The 15,302-nt window shown below is 49.1% G+C and carries 24 protein-coding genes and 1 tRNA gene; 22 read left to right on the top strand and 3 right to left on the bottom strand.

Annotated features, from left to right (window positions below):
• The first annotated feature begins 15 nt into the window (after positions 1 to 15).
• The 5 genes from HMPREF9412_RS10925 to HMPREF9412_RS10905 all read left to right on the top strand — a co-directional run bounded on the left by HMPREF9412_RS10925 (position 16) and on the right by HMPREF9412_RS10905 (position 3,378).
• Positions 16 to 918, top strand: a complete 903-nt coding sequence (locus tag HMPREF9412_RS10925; RefSeq protein ID WP_036671911.1) for a mechanosensitive ion channel family protein — start codon at positions 16 to 18, stop codon at positions 916 to 918.
• A 64-nt stretch (positions 919 to 982) separates the two neighbouring features.
• Complete coding sequence (locus HMPREF9412_RS10920) at positions 983 to 1,204, top strand: DUF951 domain-containing protein (RefSeq protein WP_009591512.1); 222 nt, start codon at positions 983 to 985, stop codon at positions 1,202 to 1,204.
• A gap of 135 nt (positions 1,205 to 1,339) precedes the next feature.
• Positions 1,340 to 1,430, top strand: a tRNA-Ser gene (locus HMPREF9412_RS10915).
• A gap of 156 nt (positions 1,431 to 1,586) precedes the next feature.
• Positions 1,587 to 2,627: a tyrosine-type recombinase/integrase gene (locus HMPREF9412_RS10910; RefSeq protein ID WP_009591466.1), complete on the top strand. Its 1,041-nt coding sequence runs from the start codon at positions 1,587 to 1,589 to the stop codon at positions 2,625 to 2,627.
• Position 2,628: 1 nt separating this feature from the next.
• Positions 2,629 to 3,378 carry a helix-turn-helix domain-containing protein gene (locus HMPREF9412_RS10905; protein WP_009591519.1) on the top strand — a complete coding sequence of 250 codons (750 nt, stop codon included), beginning with the start codon at positions 2,629 to 2,631 and terminating at the stop codon, positions 3,376 to 3,378.
• Positions 3,379 to 3,555: 177 nt separating this feature from the next.
• On the opposite strand, the gene HMPREF9412_RS10900 is transcribed toward HMPREF9412_RS10905, so the two are convergent.
• Together HMPREF9412_RS10900 and HMPREF9412_RS32030 are read right to left on the bottom strand one after the other, a co-directional pair.
• On the bottom strand, positions 3,556 to 4,050 hold the full coding sequence (locus HMPREF9412_RS10900) for a DUF3102 domain-containing protein (protein ID WP_009591554.1): 495 nt from the start codon (positions 4,048 to 4,050) through the stop codon (positions 3,556 to 3,558).
• A 13-nt stretch (positions 4,051 to 4,063) separates the two neighbouring features.
• Entirely contained in the window at positions 4,064 to 4,366 is a 303-nt protein-coding gene (locus HMPREF9412_RS32030; RefSeq protein ID WP_083829919.1) for a BRO-N domain-containing protein, read from the bottom strand.
• A gap of 238 nt (positions 4,367 to 4,604) precedes the next feature.
• Here HMPREF9412_RS32030 and HMPREF9412_RS10890 point away from each other — a divergent pair, with 238 nt between their 5' ends.
• On the top strand, positions 4,605 to 4,886 hold the full coding sequence (locus HMPREF9412_RS10890; RefSeq protein WP_009591485.1) for a hypothetical protein: 282 nt from the start codon (positions 4,605 to 4,607) through the stop codon (positions 4,884 to 4,886).
• A 28-nt stretch (positions 4,887 to 4,914) separates the two neighbouring features.
• Here HMPREF9412_RS10890 and HMPREF9412_RS10885 read toward each other — a convergent pair whose 3' ends face one another.
• Complete coding sequence (locus tag HMPREF9412_RS10885; protein WP_009591462.1) at positions 4,915 to 5,160, bottom strand: helix-turn-helix domain-containing protein; 246 nt, start codon at positions 5,158 to 5,160, stop codon at positions 4,915 to 4,917.
• A 145-nt stretch (positions 5,161 to 5,305) separates the two neighbouring features.
• On the opposite strand from HMPREF9412_RS10885, the gene HMPREF9412_RS10880 reads away from it, so the two are divergent.
• The 16 genes from HMPREF9412_RS10880 to HMPREF9412_RS10810 all read left to right on the top strand — a co-directional run bounded on the left by HMPREF9412_RS10880 (position 5,306) and on the right by HMPREF9412_RS10810 (position 15,237).
• Positions 5,306 to 5,776 carry a hypothetical protein gene (locus HMPREF9412_RS10880; RefSeq protein WP_009591467.1) on the top strand — a complete coding sequence of 157 codons (471 nt, stop codon included), beginning with the start codon at positions 5,306 to 5,308 and terminating at the stop codon, positions 5,774 to 5,776.
• A 70-nt stretch (positions 5,777 to 5,846) separates the two neighbouring features.
• Complete coding sequence (locus tag HMPREF9412_RS10875; RefSeq protein ID WP_009591557.1) at positions 5,847 to 6,158, top strand: hypothetical protein; 312 nt, start codon at positions 5,847 to 5,849, stop codon at positions 6,156 to 6,158.
• Positions 6,159 to 6,602: 444 nt separating this feature from the next.
• Positions 6,603 to 7,589 carry a hypothetical protein gene (locus HMPREF9412_RS10870; RefSeq protein WP_009591450.1) on the top strand — a complete coding sequence of 329 codons (987 nt, stop codon included), beginning with the start codon at positions 6,603 to 6,605 and terminating at the stop codon, positions 7,587 to 7,589.
• 271 nt (positions 7,590 to 7,860) lie between these two features.
• Positions 7,861 to 8,094, top strand: coding sequence for a helix-turn-helix domain-containing protein (locus HMPREF9412_RS10865; protein ID WP_009591555.1), 234 nt, complete (start codon positions 7,861 to 7,863; stop codon positions 8,092 to 8,094).
• 12 nt (positions 8,095 to 8,106) lie between these two features.
• On the top strand, positions 8,107 to 8,271 hold the full coding sequence (locus HMPREF9412_RS32870) for a DUF5659 domain-containing protein (RefSeq protein WP_009591517.1): 165 nt from the start codon (positions 8,107 to 8,109) through the stop codon (positions 8,269 to 8,271).
• A gap of 345 nt (positions 8,272 to 8,616) precedes the next feature.
• Positions 8,617 to 9,165, top strand: a complete 549-nt coding sequence (locus tag HMPREF9412_RS10860; RefSeq protein WP_009591545.1) for a hypothetical protein — start codon at positions 8,617 to 8,619, stop codon at positions 9,163 to 9,165.
• Between the two features lie 52 nt (positions 9,166 to 9,217).
• On the top strand, positions 9,218 to 9,595 hold the full coding sequence (locus HMPREF9412_RS10855) for a hypothetical protein (RefSeq protein WP_036671908.1): 378 nt from the start codon (positions 9,218 to 9,220) through the stop codon (positions 9,593 to 9,595).
• A 581-nt stretch (positions 9,596 to 10,176) separates the two neighbouring features.
• Positions 10,177 to 10,356, top strand: a complete 180-nt coding sequence (locus HMPREF9412_RS32525; protein WP_009591549.1) for a hypothetical protein — start codon at positions 10,177 to 10,179, stop codon at positions 10,354 to 10,356.
• A gap of 6 nt (positions 10,357 to 10,362) precedes the next feature.
• A complete protein-coding gene (locus HMPREF9412_RS31685) occupies positions 10,363 to 10,791 on the top strand; it encodes a cold-shock protein (protein ID WP_050802808.1) in 429 nt (142 codons plus the stop codon).
• A complete protein-coding gene (locus HMPREF9412_RS10840) occupies positions 10,791 to 11,084 on the top strand; it encodes a hypothetical protein (RefSeq protein ID WP_009591523.1) in 294 nt (97 codons plus the stop codon). The genes HMPREF9412_RS31685 and HMPREF9412_RS10840 overlap by 1 nt, the downstream gene beginning before the upstream one ends.
• A complete protein-coding gene (locus HMPREF9412_RS10835) occupies positions 11,077 to 11,826 on the top strand; it encodes a hypothetical protein (protein WP_009591526.1) in 750 nt (249 codons plus the stop codon). The genes HMPREF9412_RS10840 and HMPREF9412_RS10835 overlap by 8 nt, the downstream gene beginning before the upstream one ends.
• Position 11,827: 1 nt before the next feature.
• Complete coding sequence (locus tag HMPREF9412_RS10830) at positions 11,828 to 12,265, top strand: hypothetical protein (RefSeq protein WP_009591477.1); 438 nt, start codon at positions 11,828 to 11,830, stop codon at positions 12,263 to 12,265.
• A gap of 14 nt (positions 12,266 to 12,279) precedes the next feature.
• On the top strand, positions 12,280 to 12,600 hold the full coding sequence (locus tag HMPREF9412_RS10825; protein WP_009591508.1) for a hypothetical protein: 321 nt from the start codon (positions 12,280 to 12,282) through the stop codon (positions 12,598 to 12,600).
• 72 nt (positions 12,601 to 12,672) lie between these two features.
• Entirely contained in the window at positions 12,673 to 13,074 is a 402-nt protein-coding gene (locus tag HMPREF9412_RS10820) for a phage tail assembly chaperone (protein WP_009591505.1), read from the top strand.
• A gap of 224 nt (positions 13,075 to 13,298) precedes the next feature.
• Entirely contained in the window at positions 13,299 to 13,568 is a 270-nt protein-coding gene (locus tag HMPREF9412_RS10815) for a hypothetical protein (RefSeq protein WP_009591542.1), read from the top strand.
• Positions 13,558 to 15,237 (top strand): hypothetical protein, encoded by a 1,680-nt coding sequence (locus HMPREF9412_RS10810; protein ID WP_009591564.1) that lies wholly within the window; start codon positions 13,558 to 13,560, stop codon positions 15,235 to 15,237. The genes HMPREF9412_RS10815 and HMPREF9412_RS10810 overlap by 11 nt, the downstream gene beginning before the upstream one ends.
• The last annotated feature ends 65 nt before the right edge of the window (positions 15,238 to 15,302 follow it).

The raw sequence follows: 15,302 nt of genomic DNA, 5'->3' as shown, positions 1-15,302 counted from the left end.
GGGAGGACATCAGGGATGAGGGGCTTTGGTTACTTGTCAGGGGAAACTACAGAAGATGGAGTAGACTTGCAAACGATAGCTGAGGAGGCAGAGGGCTTGAAAGATAAGATCTGGGGATGGCTAACGAATGAGGAGATGTGGATGAATATTCTGTCATCCGGCATTCGGGTAATCATCATATTTATTCTGACGCGTCTCGTTATCCGGGTTGTGTATAAAATGATTGATCAGTTTCTGCTCCGGCAGGAGAAGAGCCGAATCCAGGTGAACTCAAGACGCTTTGTCACGGTAGGGGAATTGTTAAAAAATGTAACCTCCGTCGTATGTAATTTTGTGATGATCTTAATCATTCTGTCGGAGTTCAACTTCAAGCTAGGACCGCTGTTGGCTGGTGCCGGTGTACTGGGTCTTGCCATCGGTTTCGGTGCACAGAGTTTGGTGAAGGACGTTATTACCGGATTCTTCATTATATTCGAGGATCAGTTCGCCGTAGGTGACGTGATCAAGAGCGGCGAGTACCGGGGAACGGTTGAAATGATCGGACTGCGCACATCGCGTGTCAGGGGTCTGAACGGGGAAACCTATATCATTCCGAACGGGATGATTACCAGCGTTACGAACTACTCTCTTTCCAACTCGCTCGCGATAGTGGATCTGCCTGTGAAGAACGATCAGCAGGTGAAGGATACGATAACATTGATTCAATCGGCACTTACGGGAATCATGGACCGCCGGCCCGAGGTGCAGCGTACGCCGGATGTGCTTGGGATCCAATCTTTGACAACGTCGGAATATGTGGTTCGCATCGTAGCCGAGTGTAATCCGAATGCCAGGGAAGCAGTGGAACGCCAGATTTTTACCGATATCAAACAGGCCATTGAAGCACGCGAGCTGGGGCAAGAACGCGTTCAGGGTTGAACTATTCGGTGATCCGGTGTTATATAATAGATAAAAAGCGACGAAACAAAAGGGAGCGGTAACCATGGAGCGCAAGGTTTTTCAGTTAGGGGATATCGTTCAAATGAAGAAGCCCCATCCTTGTGGAAATAATGAGATGGAGATTATTCGCATGGGGATGGATATTCGGATTAAATGCACGAAGTGTCAGCACAGCGTGTTGATCCCCCGTGTAAAGTTCGAGAAGAATATGAAGAAGGTTTTACGTTCGGCGGGGGAATCGGAAGGGGCAGGGGATACACCTTAATATTTCCTCCCCGGAAGCTTCCCAAGCCAGTGTTCATGAAGCAGCCGGTAAGGCGAATCTGATCTAGCAGCTAAAAACAGATGGAGACAAGCTATTGACCAGAGAACGTTTCCATGATATAATCAATCTTGCTGTGGAAAGGTACCCAAGAGGCCCAAGGGGGCTGACTCGAAATCAGCTAGGCGTCGCAAGGCGTGCGTGGGTTCGAATCCCACCCTTTCCGCCACCAATCGTTTTTACCCGTCATTACGCGGTTTACAATACGATATGTGATGCGCAAGCTGTTCGAAATACATACGTTAAGGCGCTAGCTGATTACGAAGCGCCTAACTGATTCCGGAATACTCTCTACGTGATATCGCGTAGGGGGTATTTTTTCGTTATGGATAAAAGAACCGGTCGTAAAACGGTAGGCACGCGGCAACCAATCGTTAACGTAGCCTTGCCGTCTTATACGCTACAGGAAGCCGTTGATTTCGTCGTTAAGATAAAGCGCGCCAACAACTTAAAGGAACGGACGATAAGCGGCTACATACAGAATATGAACTACTTTATCGAATGGGTTACGGAGAGGTACGGCGAAATCACTATCCGCGAGGTGACGGCCGATCTATTACGCGAGTATGTTTTATGGTGCGCGACGGATAAGGAATACTACGCAGGCCATCCGTTTAAAGCGGAGTATGAGAAGGGGAAGCTCGGGTTATCGCCGGCATCAGTCAACGTCCGAATCCGCGTGTTAAAGACGTTCTTTGCGGTACTGTTTGAGGAAGAAGTCATCGATCGGAATCCGGCTGCTAACGTCTCCCTAATGCGCCAGGATGTCGATACGGTTATGCCGCTAAGTGACGAGGAGCTGCGTCGCTTCATGAAGGCGCCAGACCAACGGCAATGGGCGCAATGGAGAGATTACGTTATCATGACGTTGATCCTGGATACCGGTCTGCGGCTAGGTGAGATTTGCGCGTTAGAAAAGCCGGAGATTGACTTCGTTAAAAAGTCGATTACGCTGCCAGCATCGAAGAATAAGAACCGTAAATCGAGGACGTTACCTCTATCGACAGAGACAGCGCGCCTATTAAAGCAGCTTATTGCGGAAACGGAACGCAACTTTGACACTACATATGTATTTACTACTAATTACGGCGAGCAATTAAGCGAGAAGACGATACAGAAGTCATTCGATAATTATGCGGAGAGGGCGAAGCTAGGCCGGACAGTATCGCCGCATGTGCTACGTCATAACTTCGCGACAATGGCGGCCGAGAATGGTATGTCCATATTCCACCTGCAGAAGCTCATGGGGCACGCAGATATCGCCACAACGCGTAAGTACGTCCAAATTAGCGAGGGCAGCCTGGCGGAAGAGCATAAGCGGTTCAGTCCTTTAACGCGCCTGACAAGCCGTAAGGGAGGCCGTTGATATGACGAAGCCATCAGGCGGCATTGTCCGCGTATCTAAACGGGATAGCGGTTATACGATTCTAGATCCGTATTTTCTTAGCGATGACCGCCTAACGTGGAAGGCGAAGGGTCTGCTCGCGTATCTCCTATCTAAACCGTCAAACTGGCGCGTGTATATTGCTGACCTAGTCAAGCGCTCAAAGGACGGACGTGACGCCGTATATTCCGCAATAAAGGAACTCGAGACCTGCGGTTATGTGGAGCGCCGGCAAACTCGCGATGAATCGAACAGAATAACGGGGATGGAAACGGTAATTTACGAGCGGCCGATTATCGACGATCCAGATCCGGATTTTCCACAAACGGATATTCCGTATATGGAAGAGTCGCGCACGGATAAACCGACACAAGTAATTAATGATTTAAATAATAATGACTTTAAGAGAGAAATAGATAAGAGCGCTAATGACGCCATATTACAAGCGCTGGCTAAAGCGTTGCGCAAGCTGCCGCTCAACGATACCGCAACCCTATACGACCACTATTTCGAAGATACTTACGCGATGCTGACGCGTAGATTTAGTGGTCAACTTGAGGCGGAGGTTATTGCGCTGGCAGCCGATCGGTATTTTACGAAGGCCGTTGATCTACGGACGGGATTGCCGAAACCTAGCGTTTATTCACCGGTGGGGGTTTTTCATGATGCTTATGCGGAGGCACTGGCGGAGTGGGAGGCGGTTCAGTTTAAACGAAGGGCTGGCGGTGCTTAACGGACGTCATATTCCGCAAGCTATTAGCGATTCTAGCCGTGAAATTAGCCGTTCTAATGGCGTCGGAATACTAGCGGACGTCCGACGTATACGGTCGCTAATATCGCGGTGAATTCGTTGATTGCGTACAACTTCGGTAATCCGCGTAAACCCGGTAAACCGTTGATGTGTCGCGGTCTATCGGTCAACTTGCGGCTTCATCGATTCGAGCGTATCTCGCACCGCCTCGTAATCCGCCTCCGCTTTCTCACGCGCTTCTCTTTCTGCTTTTAATGCCGCCTTGACTTCGCGCAACTCACGCACCGTCATTTCGTCCACGGTCTTCGTGGCGCCCGTTGACGGAATTGTGTGCGGCTGGGATACGAAGTCGCTGCGGTCAATGTCCGATGGGAGCGAGAGCATTTCGAATATTTTTCCGGTCGGAATAGTTGGCGACGTCGCCAGGTTTCCGAACTGCTCGAACGCACGAATAAACTTCTGCGCGGTGCTATGATCAATTTCAATTTCCGCAAGCCAGCGCATCCACTGACCGTGCGCCAGATCGTTCTCCTTAACGTGCTTCAACCGCCTGCCAATCTCGAATATTGCCTCGCCTGCGACACGTTTGTACGCATTGATCTCCGCGGTTATCGTCGGAAGATCCGCTGATAGCTGCGTTGTTACTTCGCTCAATGTTATCGCCTCCTTACCGAAGGGCGTCCAGGAGCGTATCGGTCGCATACATGCCGTTGCGGCGGATTGACGGAATGACTTCGTGCGTTATCCAGCGTTTGAATTGTTTCGCCTCCGGCTTACGGCTGCCTAGAATTAATGAATAGAGACCAGGTTCATTAACTACTGTCTGATTTGGGTTGCCTCGGGTATTTCCCTGTGTTAAACGCAGAGTATTCTTTTCGTCCTCATCGAGCCTTCTAACGGCTGTTGTTTCTATCCCGATTGCGTTGCACACGTCTGATGCAACAAACCACGGCTCACCCGCGATCGTCACGGTTCTTACCTGCGATGTTCCGTACGTAAATACTTTCGTTTATCTGCGGAACTTTACGAATAGTTGCGTTGAGAATTTCGCTTGTTTACGCGTGATGGGCGGAAAGACTGTGTTATACGTCTACCGTAATTTGGCGCAAGACAGGCTGAAGACATTGGCGATATAATCGATGCGTATCCAGCGCGAAAGACGCGATTTGGAACTACATAAACGAAAAAAGTGGAGAGAAGGCTGCGCGGTGAAAAAGGAAAATCAACATGAGAAGTCACAAAAGACCGAAATGTCGGAGGCTCTTCGACGTATTTTTATTGAGGAAGAGGATATCAAGATAGTCGCAGAGGACACCGGCCATTCCATCAGAACACTTCAACAACGAAAGAAAGAAATAATAGATTCCGGAATATTATCTAATTATTCGGATATTACGGAAGAAGCAAATAAGCGTAAGACTCTAAGGGAAGAAAGTATCAATCGAGCACTAGCTATACTAGAGGACTTATTGAAGAAAGACGCGCATTAAGTAGATAAAGACCGCGCCCATTTACGGGTTAGCGGTCTTCTTTTTGTTGAGGCATGTACTCAAGGACATCGGTTAAGGTATATTGGCGTCCAGTCATTGAGTTCAATGTATCGAGAATATTACTCAACGTCTCCAAATCAATCCTCTTCGTTTTGCCCTCGCACATTTCATAAATAAGATTCGGCCTTACTTTAGCCTCACGAGCGAGTGCGTTCTTGGTAACGCCCGCACCGTTTAACGCGTCATCGAGTTTGATTAAAATTGCCACGGACATTCACCTCTCACCTCCTATTATATCCTCTCGATAAACTTTTTAAAATAATCTATTGACGTTTAACGTTAGTCGATATATACTTCGTTTATAGATTAACGACAGACGATAAACGTAATACGTTAAATCATAACAGGAGGTTTCAAATATGAATAAAAAAGAATCCATCGTCGTATTCGAACGCACCGGTCGCCGCGGATTTTACAGCGTCACACTCAAAGGCCAACGCAGTTATATTCCGTATCACTTGTTTTATGCAATCTTCCCACATATGAACCGCAAGGTATCCCGAGGCACTATCGAAGCCACAAACGGCCAATACGAAGCACTCGTTACCATCGCGAAGATTATGAACAAGGACCGCCACCAAATCCGTTACACGGTCGAAATCGGCTACGACATTTACGGCCGCCCATGCGCTACGAACTACATAGTCAACGCGCTTCATCTCGGCCAAACAATCGCGATCGTGCCGGCCGCCTTCCGCCGCATTACTGGCGCTCATGAACGGGCTACCGACGGTTGCATGGACGTGACTGGCGCGCAGCTCGACGAACTCGGCTTTATTCGGAAGGAGGTCGCCAACAATGCCGCAAACAACGCAGTATTATCCGCCTAGAACTCGCCGGACAAGCCGTAATAAGAAGCCTTGTTTGGGCTATCGGCCTCATTATACGGGAGGCGTTGTCATGACCCTCGAACGCGTTCCATTACTGCTGATTTATACGCCGGCTGAGCATGAAATGGTTGAAGCCTGGATCGTTCATACCGCGCCGACTACGGTCATGTACATGGTTGATAATTGTTTGTGGGTAGCGCGTGTTAAGTCACAAGGCGACCACTATGTATGGACCGCTGATGCTCCGCCGGTCATTATTTCGCAAGATAAGGGGCCGGACGCTATTCCGGATATCCGCGCAAAACTCGCCAACACTACGGCGTTGCAGTTCCTTTGCCGCGACATTCTTGATACGGGCGTTGACGTTGAGTTTTCGTTATAAGCTTCGTCCGATGATGGCGGCCGCTGCGCTAACAGCGACTGATGACCGGAGGACAAGTTCGGAATGATCTACCCAGGTCGTATGTAACACGTAAGACCCACGTACCAACCGGCGGCAACCGGTCGGATCGCCATGCGTGGTAATGGTCGCGGCTGCAAACGTGACCGCTGTCTGACTTGCGCCAACAAGTCGGAGAACAATCGCGATATGAGAGACTGCAAGCTCTCCCGGAAAGTATCGCGGTTATATCGCTGGTAACAGGCTGACCGGTGAGGCAATTGCGGATGGAGGCGGCAACCTTCGTCCGCTTTTGTTATATAGTACGCATCGGGACGAACATGCGTTCCACTTTTTTTGAGGAAATATATTTAAAATTTCTTCTGTTAACAAATCATGGTGGACGGGTTATATTGAATCTAACCACATGAGAGAGGCGGCGCGACCATGAATTTGAATCTGAACGAAGCTATCAGAGCATATCAGGAAAACGGTGATACGTCATTAATCGACCGTATTATGGAGGACGTTGAAGAAATCGATTTTACCGAGGACCCGACTCGAAGATACATATCGTCTGAAACGAGCGAAATCCGGATTAACTTGTCTGAACCGCATTTATATATCGTGTATAGAATAAAAGCAATACGCGAGAAGGCCGTTAAACACGCGTGGTATATTCGCCAGCCCTTACGTTATTCCTATCCCGAGATTAACCGCTACTTATCGATTTTGATCCTTGATTACGGAATGAAGATACCGTTTGAGCCGATCGCTACGGACAGATTTGTGTGGACATTTGATATCAATACCGTAATGCTTGAGTGGCTCGCAAGCAACGATATACAAATAGAACAACGATTTAAAGAGTATCACAATGAATCGGAATACAAGATATATCGTAGTTTGATAGAGAGGGTTAGCGCGATAGAAAATGAAGCTGCGGAAGAGGAAACCCGTATCCGAACAGAAGTTATGGGAGATATGCGCCAGGCGTTAATGTACGTTCTCAAGTATGTTGACGCGAGTAGAAGCGATAGGGAGATCGTCAGCTATATTAATGACGCAATCATGACCCGTTACCATGACATACAAGCAGATCGAAAAGGCCTGCGTCGTCTTCGTAAGTCTGGGAGTGATCGCAGGGTGAAGCCGCATTTTACTAACTCAATGGCAACGGTAATCGGGTTTGAAGTGCCAGAATGGGTATTAACGAAGAAATTAAACGTACAGCAAGCGGAATTTCTGCAGAAGTTGATTAATTCGGTGGAAGAAGACATACGCGAAGGAAGAGAAGAGGGTTATAACGTCACAGCGGGCGGGGAATATATCGTCTCGGGGACTTATGTAGCGCGGGTTAGCGGGTTACCGTATGAGACTGCGCGGAAGAGATTGACGAGAATAAGAAAAAAACTTGAGAAATATTTACTATAAGTGTCCCAAGTTGACAGTATATTTAGAACAGTGAGAGAAGTAAAAATTATAGATATTCTAATTAACCATATCACAAAAATCACAGTTTTGCAACCCATATTTTAAGGAGTCAGTTAGATTCTTATTTTGAAGGACACCGTATATTTTAAATACGCAGTCGGTTACGCACTATGGAATCCAGTCTGCCACCGCGTCGCCTGCCTGACGACGTGAAGGCGGCGTTTTTATTTACCATATTAGTTCCTAAAATCGAACGAAGGAGGCGTTATTAATGATGATCGACGGCGTTACTCTCCGCAAACTACGTGAAGTATACCGGTCAACACGCGAGGACTTTGGCGCACTGATGAACGTTACCGGACGGTTTGTCTCGTATGTTGAATCGGGCGATCGCAAGCTACCGCAGTATCGAGCGGATATGCTGGTCCGCGAGTTAGAGTTGACACCGGACAAGCTGGCGCGGCTTATGGCCGTTTATGAAGAGACGATAATTCAAACGCAATAAGGAGGATGTCAAATGAAAGAATGCGTCATTCACTACCAACGATTGGCCGGATATTTAATGCAGCGCGGTTTTGTATTGAAGGACCTGCGCCAGAATGAAAAATTCCCGCATCTTAACGTATTCGTATTCCGTGATAGCGATGAGTTAAGGAGCGCTATGGGCGACTTTTCAAGGTAACGTCCAAAAAGGGCATTTTAAAACGCCCAAAACGGACATTATAAAACGTCCAAAAGGAACACAGAGTAATATTTACTAAGCAATATTTACTAAGCAATATATACAAATAATACCGCGGTTAAAACGATACAACCGAAAGGGCATAGTTCGGAATAGAAGAACACTATTCCTCACTCGCGTCGTCACTACGTTCCTAGCGGACTATTTATCGCAATATAAGTATTTAACATATATGACTTTGCGCAAAGAAGTTATAAGGCAAATATACAAACAGGGGTAACGCCCAAAACGGACGGAACCCTAGGCCGCCACCACGCGCCAATTCAAATAAAGGAGACTAGTCAAATGATAAATGTTAATCAAACGCTAACGGGTAAGGATTCGTTTACAATGGTTGAGGACGTCGTTCTTCGAATGTACACGCTTCTCGACGGCTTCACGATTGAGACTGCCGGACTGTACGCTTATCTCCGTTCCTGGCGCCAAAACGATCCGAATCACAAGCTGTATAGTTGCGTATGGTTATCACGCGAAGAAATCTATGCGCAGACTGGGATAGGACGGAAGCCGTTTGATCGCCACCTAAGAGCGCTGACGGATTGCGGATTGGTTAGAATGGAGAAGGGGAGGCTACGAGAGCCTAACAAACAGGTTTTCGTTGTAAATGAGCCGCTAACCGAAGCCGAGTTTAGAGCATTATATCCGGAGCAGATCGCGAGATTCGACGCTGCGCTACAGGAGTATTACGGACGACGCGCTGCGGACCAGGAACAGTTCGAAGAGAAGAGAAAGGCAAAATTCCAAATTAGCGAAGTGAAAAAGCCGGACCCTGTTCCGCCGGGAGAGACGCCGGAGAAATCCGAAGCGATACGCGAACTAATAGAATGGTTATAAGCGCAGGCACACACGCCGAGCGCTATTTTTATGCCCAAAAAGGAGCGTACGCATGAACAACAACCTTAAAAGAATCCAAACGCTCGCCCGCAATCACTGCGCAGCCTTCACCGGTACAGACGGTTGCCGCTACGAACCCAACAGCCAGTCACGCTGCCAATGGTTCCGCGAAGATCCGCAGGCGCTACCGTTCATTGAGGCCGGTGATATGCGGTGTCTGGAATTTGAACGCGCTGTGCTGCCGATAGATCCCGAATTAGAATCGCGCTACTTCAATCTTGAAGAGAACACGGCGACATGCGAGCGCTGTTCAACTCCGATCGTTAAGACGTCGAACCGTACGAAGTATTGCGGAGAGTGTCGCGAGGTCAGACGGAAACAATGCGCGGCTGATCGGGCTAGGAATCGATATTGGGCGACCAAAGTCTAACGTTTTAGGACGTGAAAAACCGCGTAGTGATGCGGGTTCTCGGACGCTAATTTAACGAGGTAGGGTGTTTATACCGGAAAGCTGAAAAGAGGCTTCTAAAGCGTTAGGAAGAGAGGTGGAACATGAATGACAAACAAGCCGACGCAAAGCATTACTGTCCTTATTTTCGAAGCGATTGCGGGTGCGTTTTGCTTCAGGCGATGAGTAAGGCGGATATTCGTTGCAAGGTCTGGCGCGGCGAGGAAAGTATCCGCTGCAGATTCTTAGACACTCAAGTTGCGAAGAGGAGCGATTGAGATGATTAGTGTTGAATACGGCGCACGTTGGCCGATTAAGTTCGAGCCGTTTCCAGTAGATGAGGTGCCGGAGTTATATGACGAGTTGATTAGGTTCGTAGGCAGCCGGATCAATATCGAAACTTGGTGCGACCTGGATGACGTTAAACGATGCCGGCTAATCGAGAAACTTACAATCGAGTTCTGCAAAGAAACTTCGCCTAAGAAGACATATGGTGTCGGCCAGGCTATGGTGCGTGGCGGCATTATTGAAGCGCTGGACATATTCGGAGGAGGCGGCAGTCAGTGGCTAAGCAAATACGGGTCGTATCAATCGAGCCCATCGAGTATTACCGAAGACTCGTCACCTTGCGAGATGAAGACGGAGCCGAGTATACGATTCATTACGGCGAGGCGGTCTCCGAGGAGTTCATACACCGGTTCGCGCCGATGATGGTTACCACAAAACATAAAAAACGGAGGTAATGAGCAATGAAATCATTTATCGAAGAATTTAAGTCATTTATCAACACAAAAACCTGGAGTGGTGGGCCGGGAACAGGGGATGAGATAGAAACCATAGGACCGAGCCTCGGAAAAAGCACTCGCGGAAATAGTTTGCAGAAAGCCGCAAGTAACCTCGGCAAAGACATCGGAAAGGCTATCGTCACTGGAATAATGGAAGCTGAAACAAGCTCGAAGCGTTTAACCGGCACCGTGCGCAAATTTAACGACCCGAAGGGCTATGGTTTCGTAGATGTCGACGGCACGGGCGAGCGCTTATTCTTTCATATTAACGAGTCAATAGAACCTGGCCTCGGGTGGCTCTCATATGGTGAGAGAATTTCGTTTGAAATCGGAGAAGACGCCAAGGGCCGCAACCATGCCGTAAAAATCAAATTAATCGGAGGTAGAAAATAATGACAAAACCGGCGGATTACTACGTGCATCATCGGGTTTACGAGGTTGGATTCTGCGAGTACGCCACGGATACCACGGTCTTTATTGACGAGCAGCCAACGCGATTCGAACGTGAATACGCCAACGTAAAACCGGAAGAGGCTGTTAACTTCTCGCTGTCTGAGGCAGTAGTTCTTGCCCAGGAGACGATCGGCGAAGACGCGACATGTATTATCGATTCCAACGGGTCGCCGTACGTAGATTGGCACGCACTCAACGCAACACAATACGAGGAGGAAACAGTATATGAATAACGTTTACATGCTTCGAGATCACACTGACGGCCATATTAGACGCGAATCCGGCAGGATTTACGATGTCGACACGGCAAAGGCGGCGCAGTTAGTGAGCGAAGGGTGCGCCGTTAAGGCGGACTTCCCAACGCTGAACAATTACCAGATGCAGATTAATCGCGCGGTAGAGGCTTACCGGTCACATGCGGACCAAATCGATAAGAACGTCGTTCTAAGTCCCCATGAGCGCCAGTACCGCGTCTTAGAGGCGCGCGATAAGTTGGACGAGACGGTGGCCGCACTTAAGCAGAAGTATCAAACGGAGCTGCAGGCGCTATCCATTGTCGCCGCACAGGACGCCTTTAAAACGGAGCCTGTGACGCCAGAGGCCAAAGCGTTCGTAGACGGCGTGCTTATTAACCTGCGGACAAGTAATCCGGAAGACGTCGCCGCCCTCCTGCGCGCACAACTGCCGGCAATGGATGGGCCGACTAAGACGGAGCTATTGCGTCGATATGACGAGGTTAAAACGCTGGCCGGCGATAAGGCCAAACACTTTGACGCGATGGTAGCGCAGCTTAAAACGGGAGATTCCGGACTGCAGTATAAGATTCTCACGCAGATTCAAAAGGACCATACGCCAGATGTTATGTACGATCAACTGACGAAGACACACCGGACATATAAAGACGGTTATCTTGCGGCAGAGGTATCCGGCCAGTACAAGACGGATCGCGAGTATGCGTTAAAGGCAGGTGAGTAATATGGATAAACGTTTCAGGCTGCCGCTGAACCTGCAGCTATTCGCGGAGGAAGTAGAAGGCGAGGGGCAGCCGCCAGCCGAGAAGACGCACACGCCGGAAGAGGTCGAGGCCTTAACTGATAAGATCAGCGAGTTAACAACGGCAATTAAGCGCCAGACGCTCGCTAAGCTCGGATTAAAACCGGAGGAAATCGACTACGCAATCGAACACATTGACGCGGATAACGAACGGGATATCCTGGCCGCGATATCTGAATTTGGCGATGACTTGCCGATCCTAGTTCGTGTTAAGCAGTTACAACAGAAAGAAACGCACGGGGTTGACCCGAATCCGGGGAACGGTCGTAGACCAGAACCTAAACCGCGAGATCTCGGACAAGTCGGACGGGATATGTATCAGAGCTTAAAGTCGCGCGGTAGATTGCGCGGAAAATTATAATAGGGGGAATTAATATGAACGGAACAATTACGATAACAAAGAGATTTCAAGAACGATACGACTCGTACTCCTGGGGCGCATCTATCGAGTTTGATAACGGAGTAAAGCCGCTTTACCTCGGCAAGTACGGCGGAACCGGCTTCGAAAAGCACGTACCGCAGATTATCGAGGAAAATTTAGACGGCGCGCTCATCTTCTTGACCGACCGCAAGGAAACGGGCGTCAATCTTGCCGTGAAGTTGCCGCAAGGCGTGACGCTGTCCGACGCTTATAAGACGCAAGTGACAACGAGGTATACAGCGGACGGAACTATCGCGACGATTACATTTGAATAATGGACTTATTCACGGGAGCTGTCTTCGGACGGCTCTTTTATTTCAACTAATAATTATCAGGGGGAATTTTAAATGGCAAAGCAAACACAGACAAAACCAGGATTAGACGCATTACTTGGCGCAACGCTTGAACTGACGAACGAGGTATATATTCCGCGATTGAAAACACATTTCACGATTAAAGCACTTGGTAATGAAGATATGCGCAAGATTGGCGACCGCGCATCGAAACCGGACGGTAAAGGAGGCAAAACATCAGATGACCAATTGTTTAACACGCTGGTAATCGTCAAAGGCTGCGTTGATCCGGACTTTAACGACAAGGCGCTAAAGGCTCACTATGGTGCGGCTGACGATGCGGATTGTGTGACCAAGGCACTACTACCTGGCGAAATGTCGAAGGTTCTGCAGGCAATTCTCAACCTTTCCGGATTTGGCAACGAGGAAGAGCTAATCGAAGACGCAAAAAACTAATCAAGGCGGGAGGTGTCCCATATTTACTCCATGTTATCTACCAGCGACACCACATACCGCCGGACGAAGTTTATGCGAAGGAGAAGCGCCATCAGATATTCATGTACGCTTCTGAGTTGCTCGTGCTAGAGGAAGAAGAGAAGGCGCGAAAGCAAGCAGAAAGAGAGAAGCAGAGACAGAGGCGGGTCTAACGACTCGCTTCTTTAATTATGGAGGTGTGACGAATGATTGATTTACAAAAGGCCGATGAACTTACGATCGAAGCCGCGGAGCTGTACGACATGCTGATAAGCGGCAAGCCGACGGAAGAAGAATACGCCAGGCTACGCAAAGAGTATGACGACGTTGATATCTTCGGACTGCTGCCGGCGGTCTACGGGCTACGCAGTTACAGATACGAGAGTCGCGGATGGAGGCGCCAAAGAGAACGCATATTTAAGAAGTCCCGGCGCTACTTAGCTTATTGCGAGGAGGCGAAATACATTGTCGTTTGAATTACTCGGGAAAATTCGGATAAAGGATGATGGCGCAACCCGGACGCTGGACAAGGTACGCAGGCAGACGGATCGAGCCAGAAGAGCGACAGATGAGCTTGCACAAACGAGCCGAATGGCGGCCAGAGCGCAGGAACACGCAGCGGCGGAAACACGAGGCCTCGCTCGTATGCTGGATCACGCTAAGTCGGCCGCAATTGGTACCGGAAGGGCCGTAAGGTCGAGCGCCGGCATGATGAGCGGTGCCGCACGTTCAACGGCGGGCTTAACTCGACAGGTGGCTGCGCTTGGGGCGGCTTATGTGACGGCGAGAGGTGCTAAATCGCTATTCGATAAAACGATCGGCGCAGCAAGTCAGTACGAGAGTAGAGAGGTAACCGTCAAGGCAATGTTTGGCAAGGAGAGCGAGAAGAACGCCAGGCAGTACCTTGATTTCGTGCAGAGCCGTGCAGATGTCTCGATGTTTACGATGGACGACTTCCTAGACGCAGGTAAATCGTTCATTCCGACGACAAAGGATATCGGACAAATTAAGCGTATGGTGAACCTGGCCGAGCGCCTCGGGGCGATGGACAGTGAAGCTGGCATAGCCGGTGGTGCTTATGCATTGCGTGAGTATTTTAGTGGAGATGCTGTTTCATTGGTTGAGCGATTCGAATTACCTCGATCGGTCTTAAATCAGTGGAAGAACCTGCCGTTAAACGAGCAACTAGACAATCTAGATCGCTATCTGACAAAGATCGGCGCATCCAACGAGCTACTCGAAGCCCAGTCGAAAACAACACTTGGCCAGTACCGCAAATCAATCGGCCAGATAAACCGCGCATTCCGCGAAATGGGTACGGAGGGTTTGCGCAAGATAAATCCGCTGTTGCAGGACTTCAATAAGTGGCTAAATAGCGCGGACTTCGCAAAGTTAAAAGCGTGGGGAACGGACGTCTTTAGCGGCCTCGTTTCAGGCGCAGTTGATGCCGTACGTAGAGCTACTTCATGGATTAATGAGAAATTTATTAACAATCCAGAGTTCCAAAACCTCGAAACAATCAAACAGAAAATTGCATTCGTCTTTGATGCGTTCGGAGACGAGTTTAGAAATTGGTGGAGCGCAAGCGGTAAAACGACAGTGACGGCAGCAGCCGAGCAAATTACGGAAGTCGTGGCGAGCGTCCTCAAGAACTCCAAACCGGTATTGGACGCGGCTATAAGATTAGGCGCAGGGATAGGCGAAGGCATACGCCAGGGTATTATGAGCACGTTCGAGCTGCCGGAGGCTGTGAAGAGCCTCGTGCCTGGTGGAAATACTGCGCAAACTAAACGTCTTGTCGAGTTCAATCAGAAGATGAGCGAAGCGGATAACAATACGCCTATGTATGGTGGTCCATCCGAAATGAGGGCGCCGCAACCTAAATCGCTATGGGGTTCGTTAACTGATGCCGTTGGCTTTAACGGAGGTATCCGGAATGTTCCGTACAATAATATGCCAGCGAGATTACACGCTGGTGAGGCCGTATTAACTCGCGAAGAGGCCAAACGCTGGAGGGGCGAGAGCGGCGCCAATGGTGGCAGTTCTGCGCGCCCATTTACGATTAACATTAGCAGTATGGTTGTGCGTGAAGAAGCCGATATCGAAAAGATTGCGGGAGGACTTGCACGCTTGCTGGCGCAATAATTAACACTTGCGGAATCATTGGCGTTTAACACTGCGCTAGTGGTTCCGCCTTTTTTATTTACGAA

Origin of the sequence: Paenibacillus sp. HGF5, from assembly GCF_000204455.1 — a bacterium.
Taxonomy (GTDB): Bacteria; Bacillota; Bacilli; order Paenibacillales; family Paenibacillaceae; genus Paenibacillus_AQ; species Paenibacillus_AQ lautus_A.
Note: the sequence above shows the minus strand (reverse complement) of the source record. Positions and strands in the feature narration are given on the sequence as shown.

Excerpts from the sequence above, each read along its gene's own strand:
- HMPREF9412_RS10925 (WP_036671911.1), top strand. The coding sequence starts at position 16 with ATGAGGGGCTTTGGTTACTTGTCAGGGGAAACTACAGAAGATGGAGTA.
- HMPREF9412_RS10920 (WP_009591512.1), top strand. The coding sequence starts at position 983 with ATGGAGCGCAAGGTTTTTCAGTTAGGGGATATCGTTCAAATGAAGAAG.
- HMPREF9412_RS10910 (WP_009591466.1), top strand. The coding sequence starts at position 1,587 with ATGGATAAAAGAACCGGTCGTAAAACGGTAGGCACGCGGCAACCAATC.
- HMPREF9412_RS10905 (WP_009591519.1), top strand. The coding sequence starts at position 2,629 with ATGACGAAGCCATCAGGCGGCATTGTCCGCGTATCTAAACGGGATAGC.
- HMPREF9412_RS10885 (WP_009591462.1), bottom strand. The coding sequence starts at position 5,160 with ATGTCCGTGGCAATTTTAATCAAACTCGATGACGCGTTAAACGGTGCG.
- HMPREF9412_RS10880 (WP_009591467.1), top strand. The coding sequence starts at position 5,306 with ATGAATAAAAAAGAATCCATCGTCGTATTCGAACGCACCGGTCGCCGC.
- HMPREF9412_RS10875 (WP_009591557.1), top strand. The coding sequence starts at position 5,847 with ATGACCCTCGAACGCGTTCCATTACTGCTGATTTATACGCCGGCTGAG.
- HMPREF9412_RS10870 (WP_009591450.1), top strand. The coding sequence starts at position 6,603 with ATGAATTTGAATCTGAACGAAGCTATCAGAGCATATCAGGAAAACGGT.
- HMPREF9412_RS10865 (WP_009591555.1), top strand. The coding sequence starts at position 7,861 with ATGATGATCGACGGCGTTACTCTCCGCAAACTACGTGAAGTATACCGG.
- HMPREF9412_RS32870 (WP_009591517.1), top strand. The coding sequence starts at position 8,107 with ATGAAAGAATGCGTCATTCACTACCAACGATTGGCCGGATATTTAATG.
- HMPREF9412_RS10860 (WP_009591545.1), top strand. The coding sequence starts at position 8,617 with ATGATAAATGTTAATCAAACGCTAACGGGTAAGGATTCGTTTACAATG.
- HMPREF9412_RS10855 (WP_036671908.1), top strand. The coding sequence starts at position 9,218 with ATGAACAACAACCTTAAAAGAATCCAAACGCTCGCCCGCAATCACTGC.
- HMPREF9412_RS31685 (WP_050802808.1), top strand. The coding sequence starts at position 10,363 with ATGAAATCATTTATCGAAGAATTTAAGTCATTTATCAACACAAAAACC.
- HMPREF9412_RS10840 (WP_009591523.1), top strand. The coding sequence starts at position 10,791 with ATGACAAAACCGGCGGATTACTACGTGCATCATCGGGTTTACGAGGTT.
- HMPREF9412_RS10835 (WP_009591526.1), top strand. The coding sequence starts at position 11,077 with ATGAATAACGTTTACATGCTTCGAGATCACACTGACGGCCATATTAGA.
- HMPREF9412_RS10830 (WP_009591477.1), top strand. The coding sequence starts at position 11,828 with ATGGATAAACGTTTCAGGCTGCCGCTGAACCTGCAGCTATTCGCGGAG.
- HMPREF9412_RS10825 (WP_009591508.1), top strand. The coding sequence starts at position 12,280 with ATGAACGGAACAATTACGATAACAAAGAGATTTCAAGAACGATACGAC.
- HMPREF9412_RS10820 (WP_009591505.1), top strand. The coding sequence starts at position 12,673 with ATGGCAAAGCAAACACAGACAAAACCAGGATTAGACGCATTACTTGGC.
- HMPREF9412_RS10815 (WP_009591542.1), top strand. The coding sequence starts at position 13,299 with ATGATTGATTTACAAAAGGCCGATGAACTTACGATCGAAGCCGCGGAG.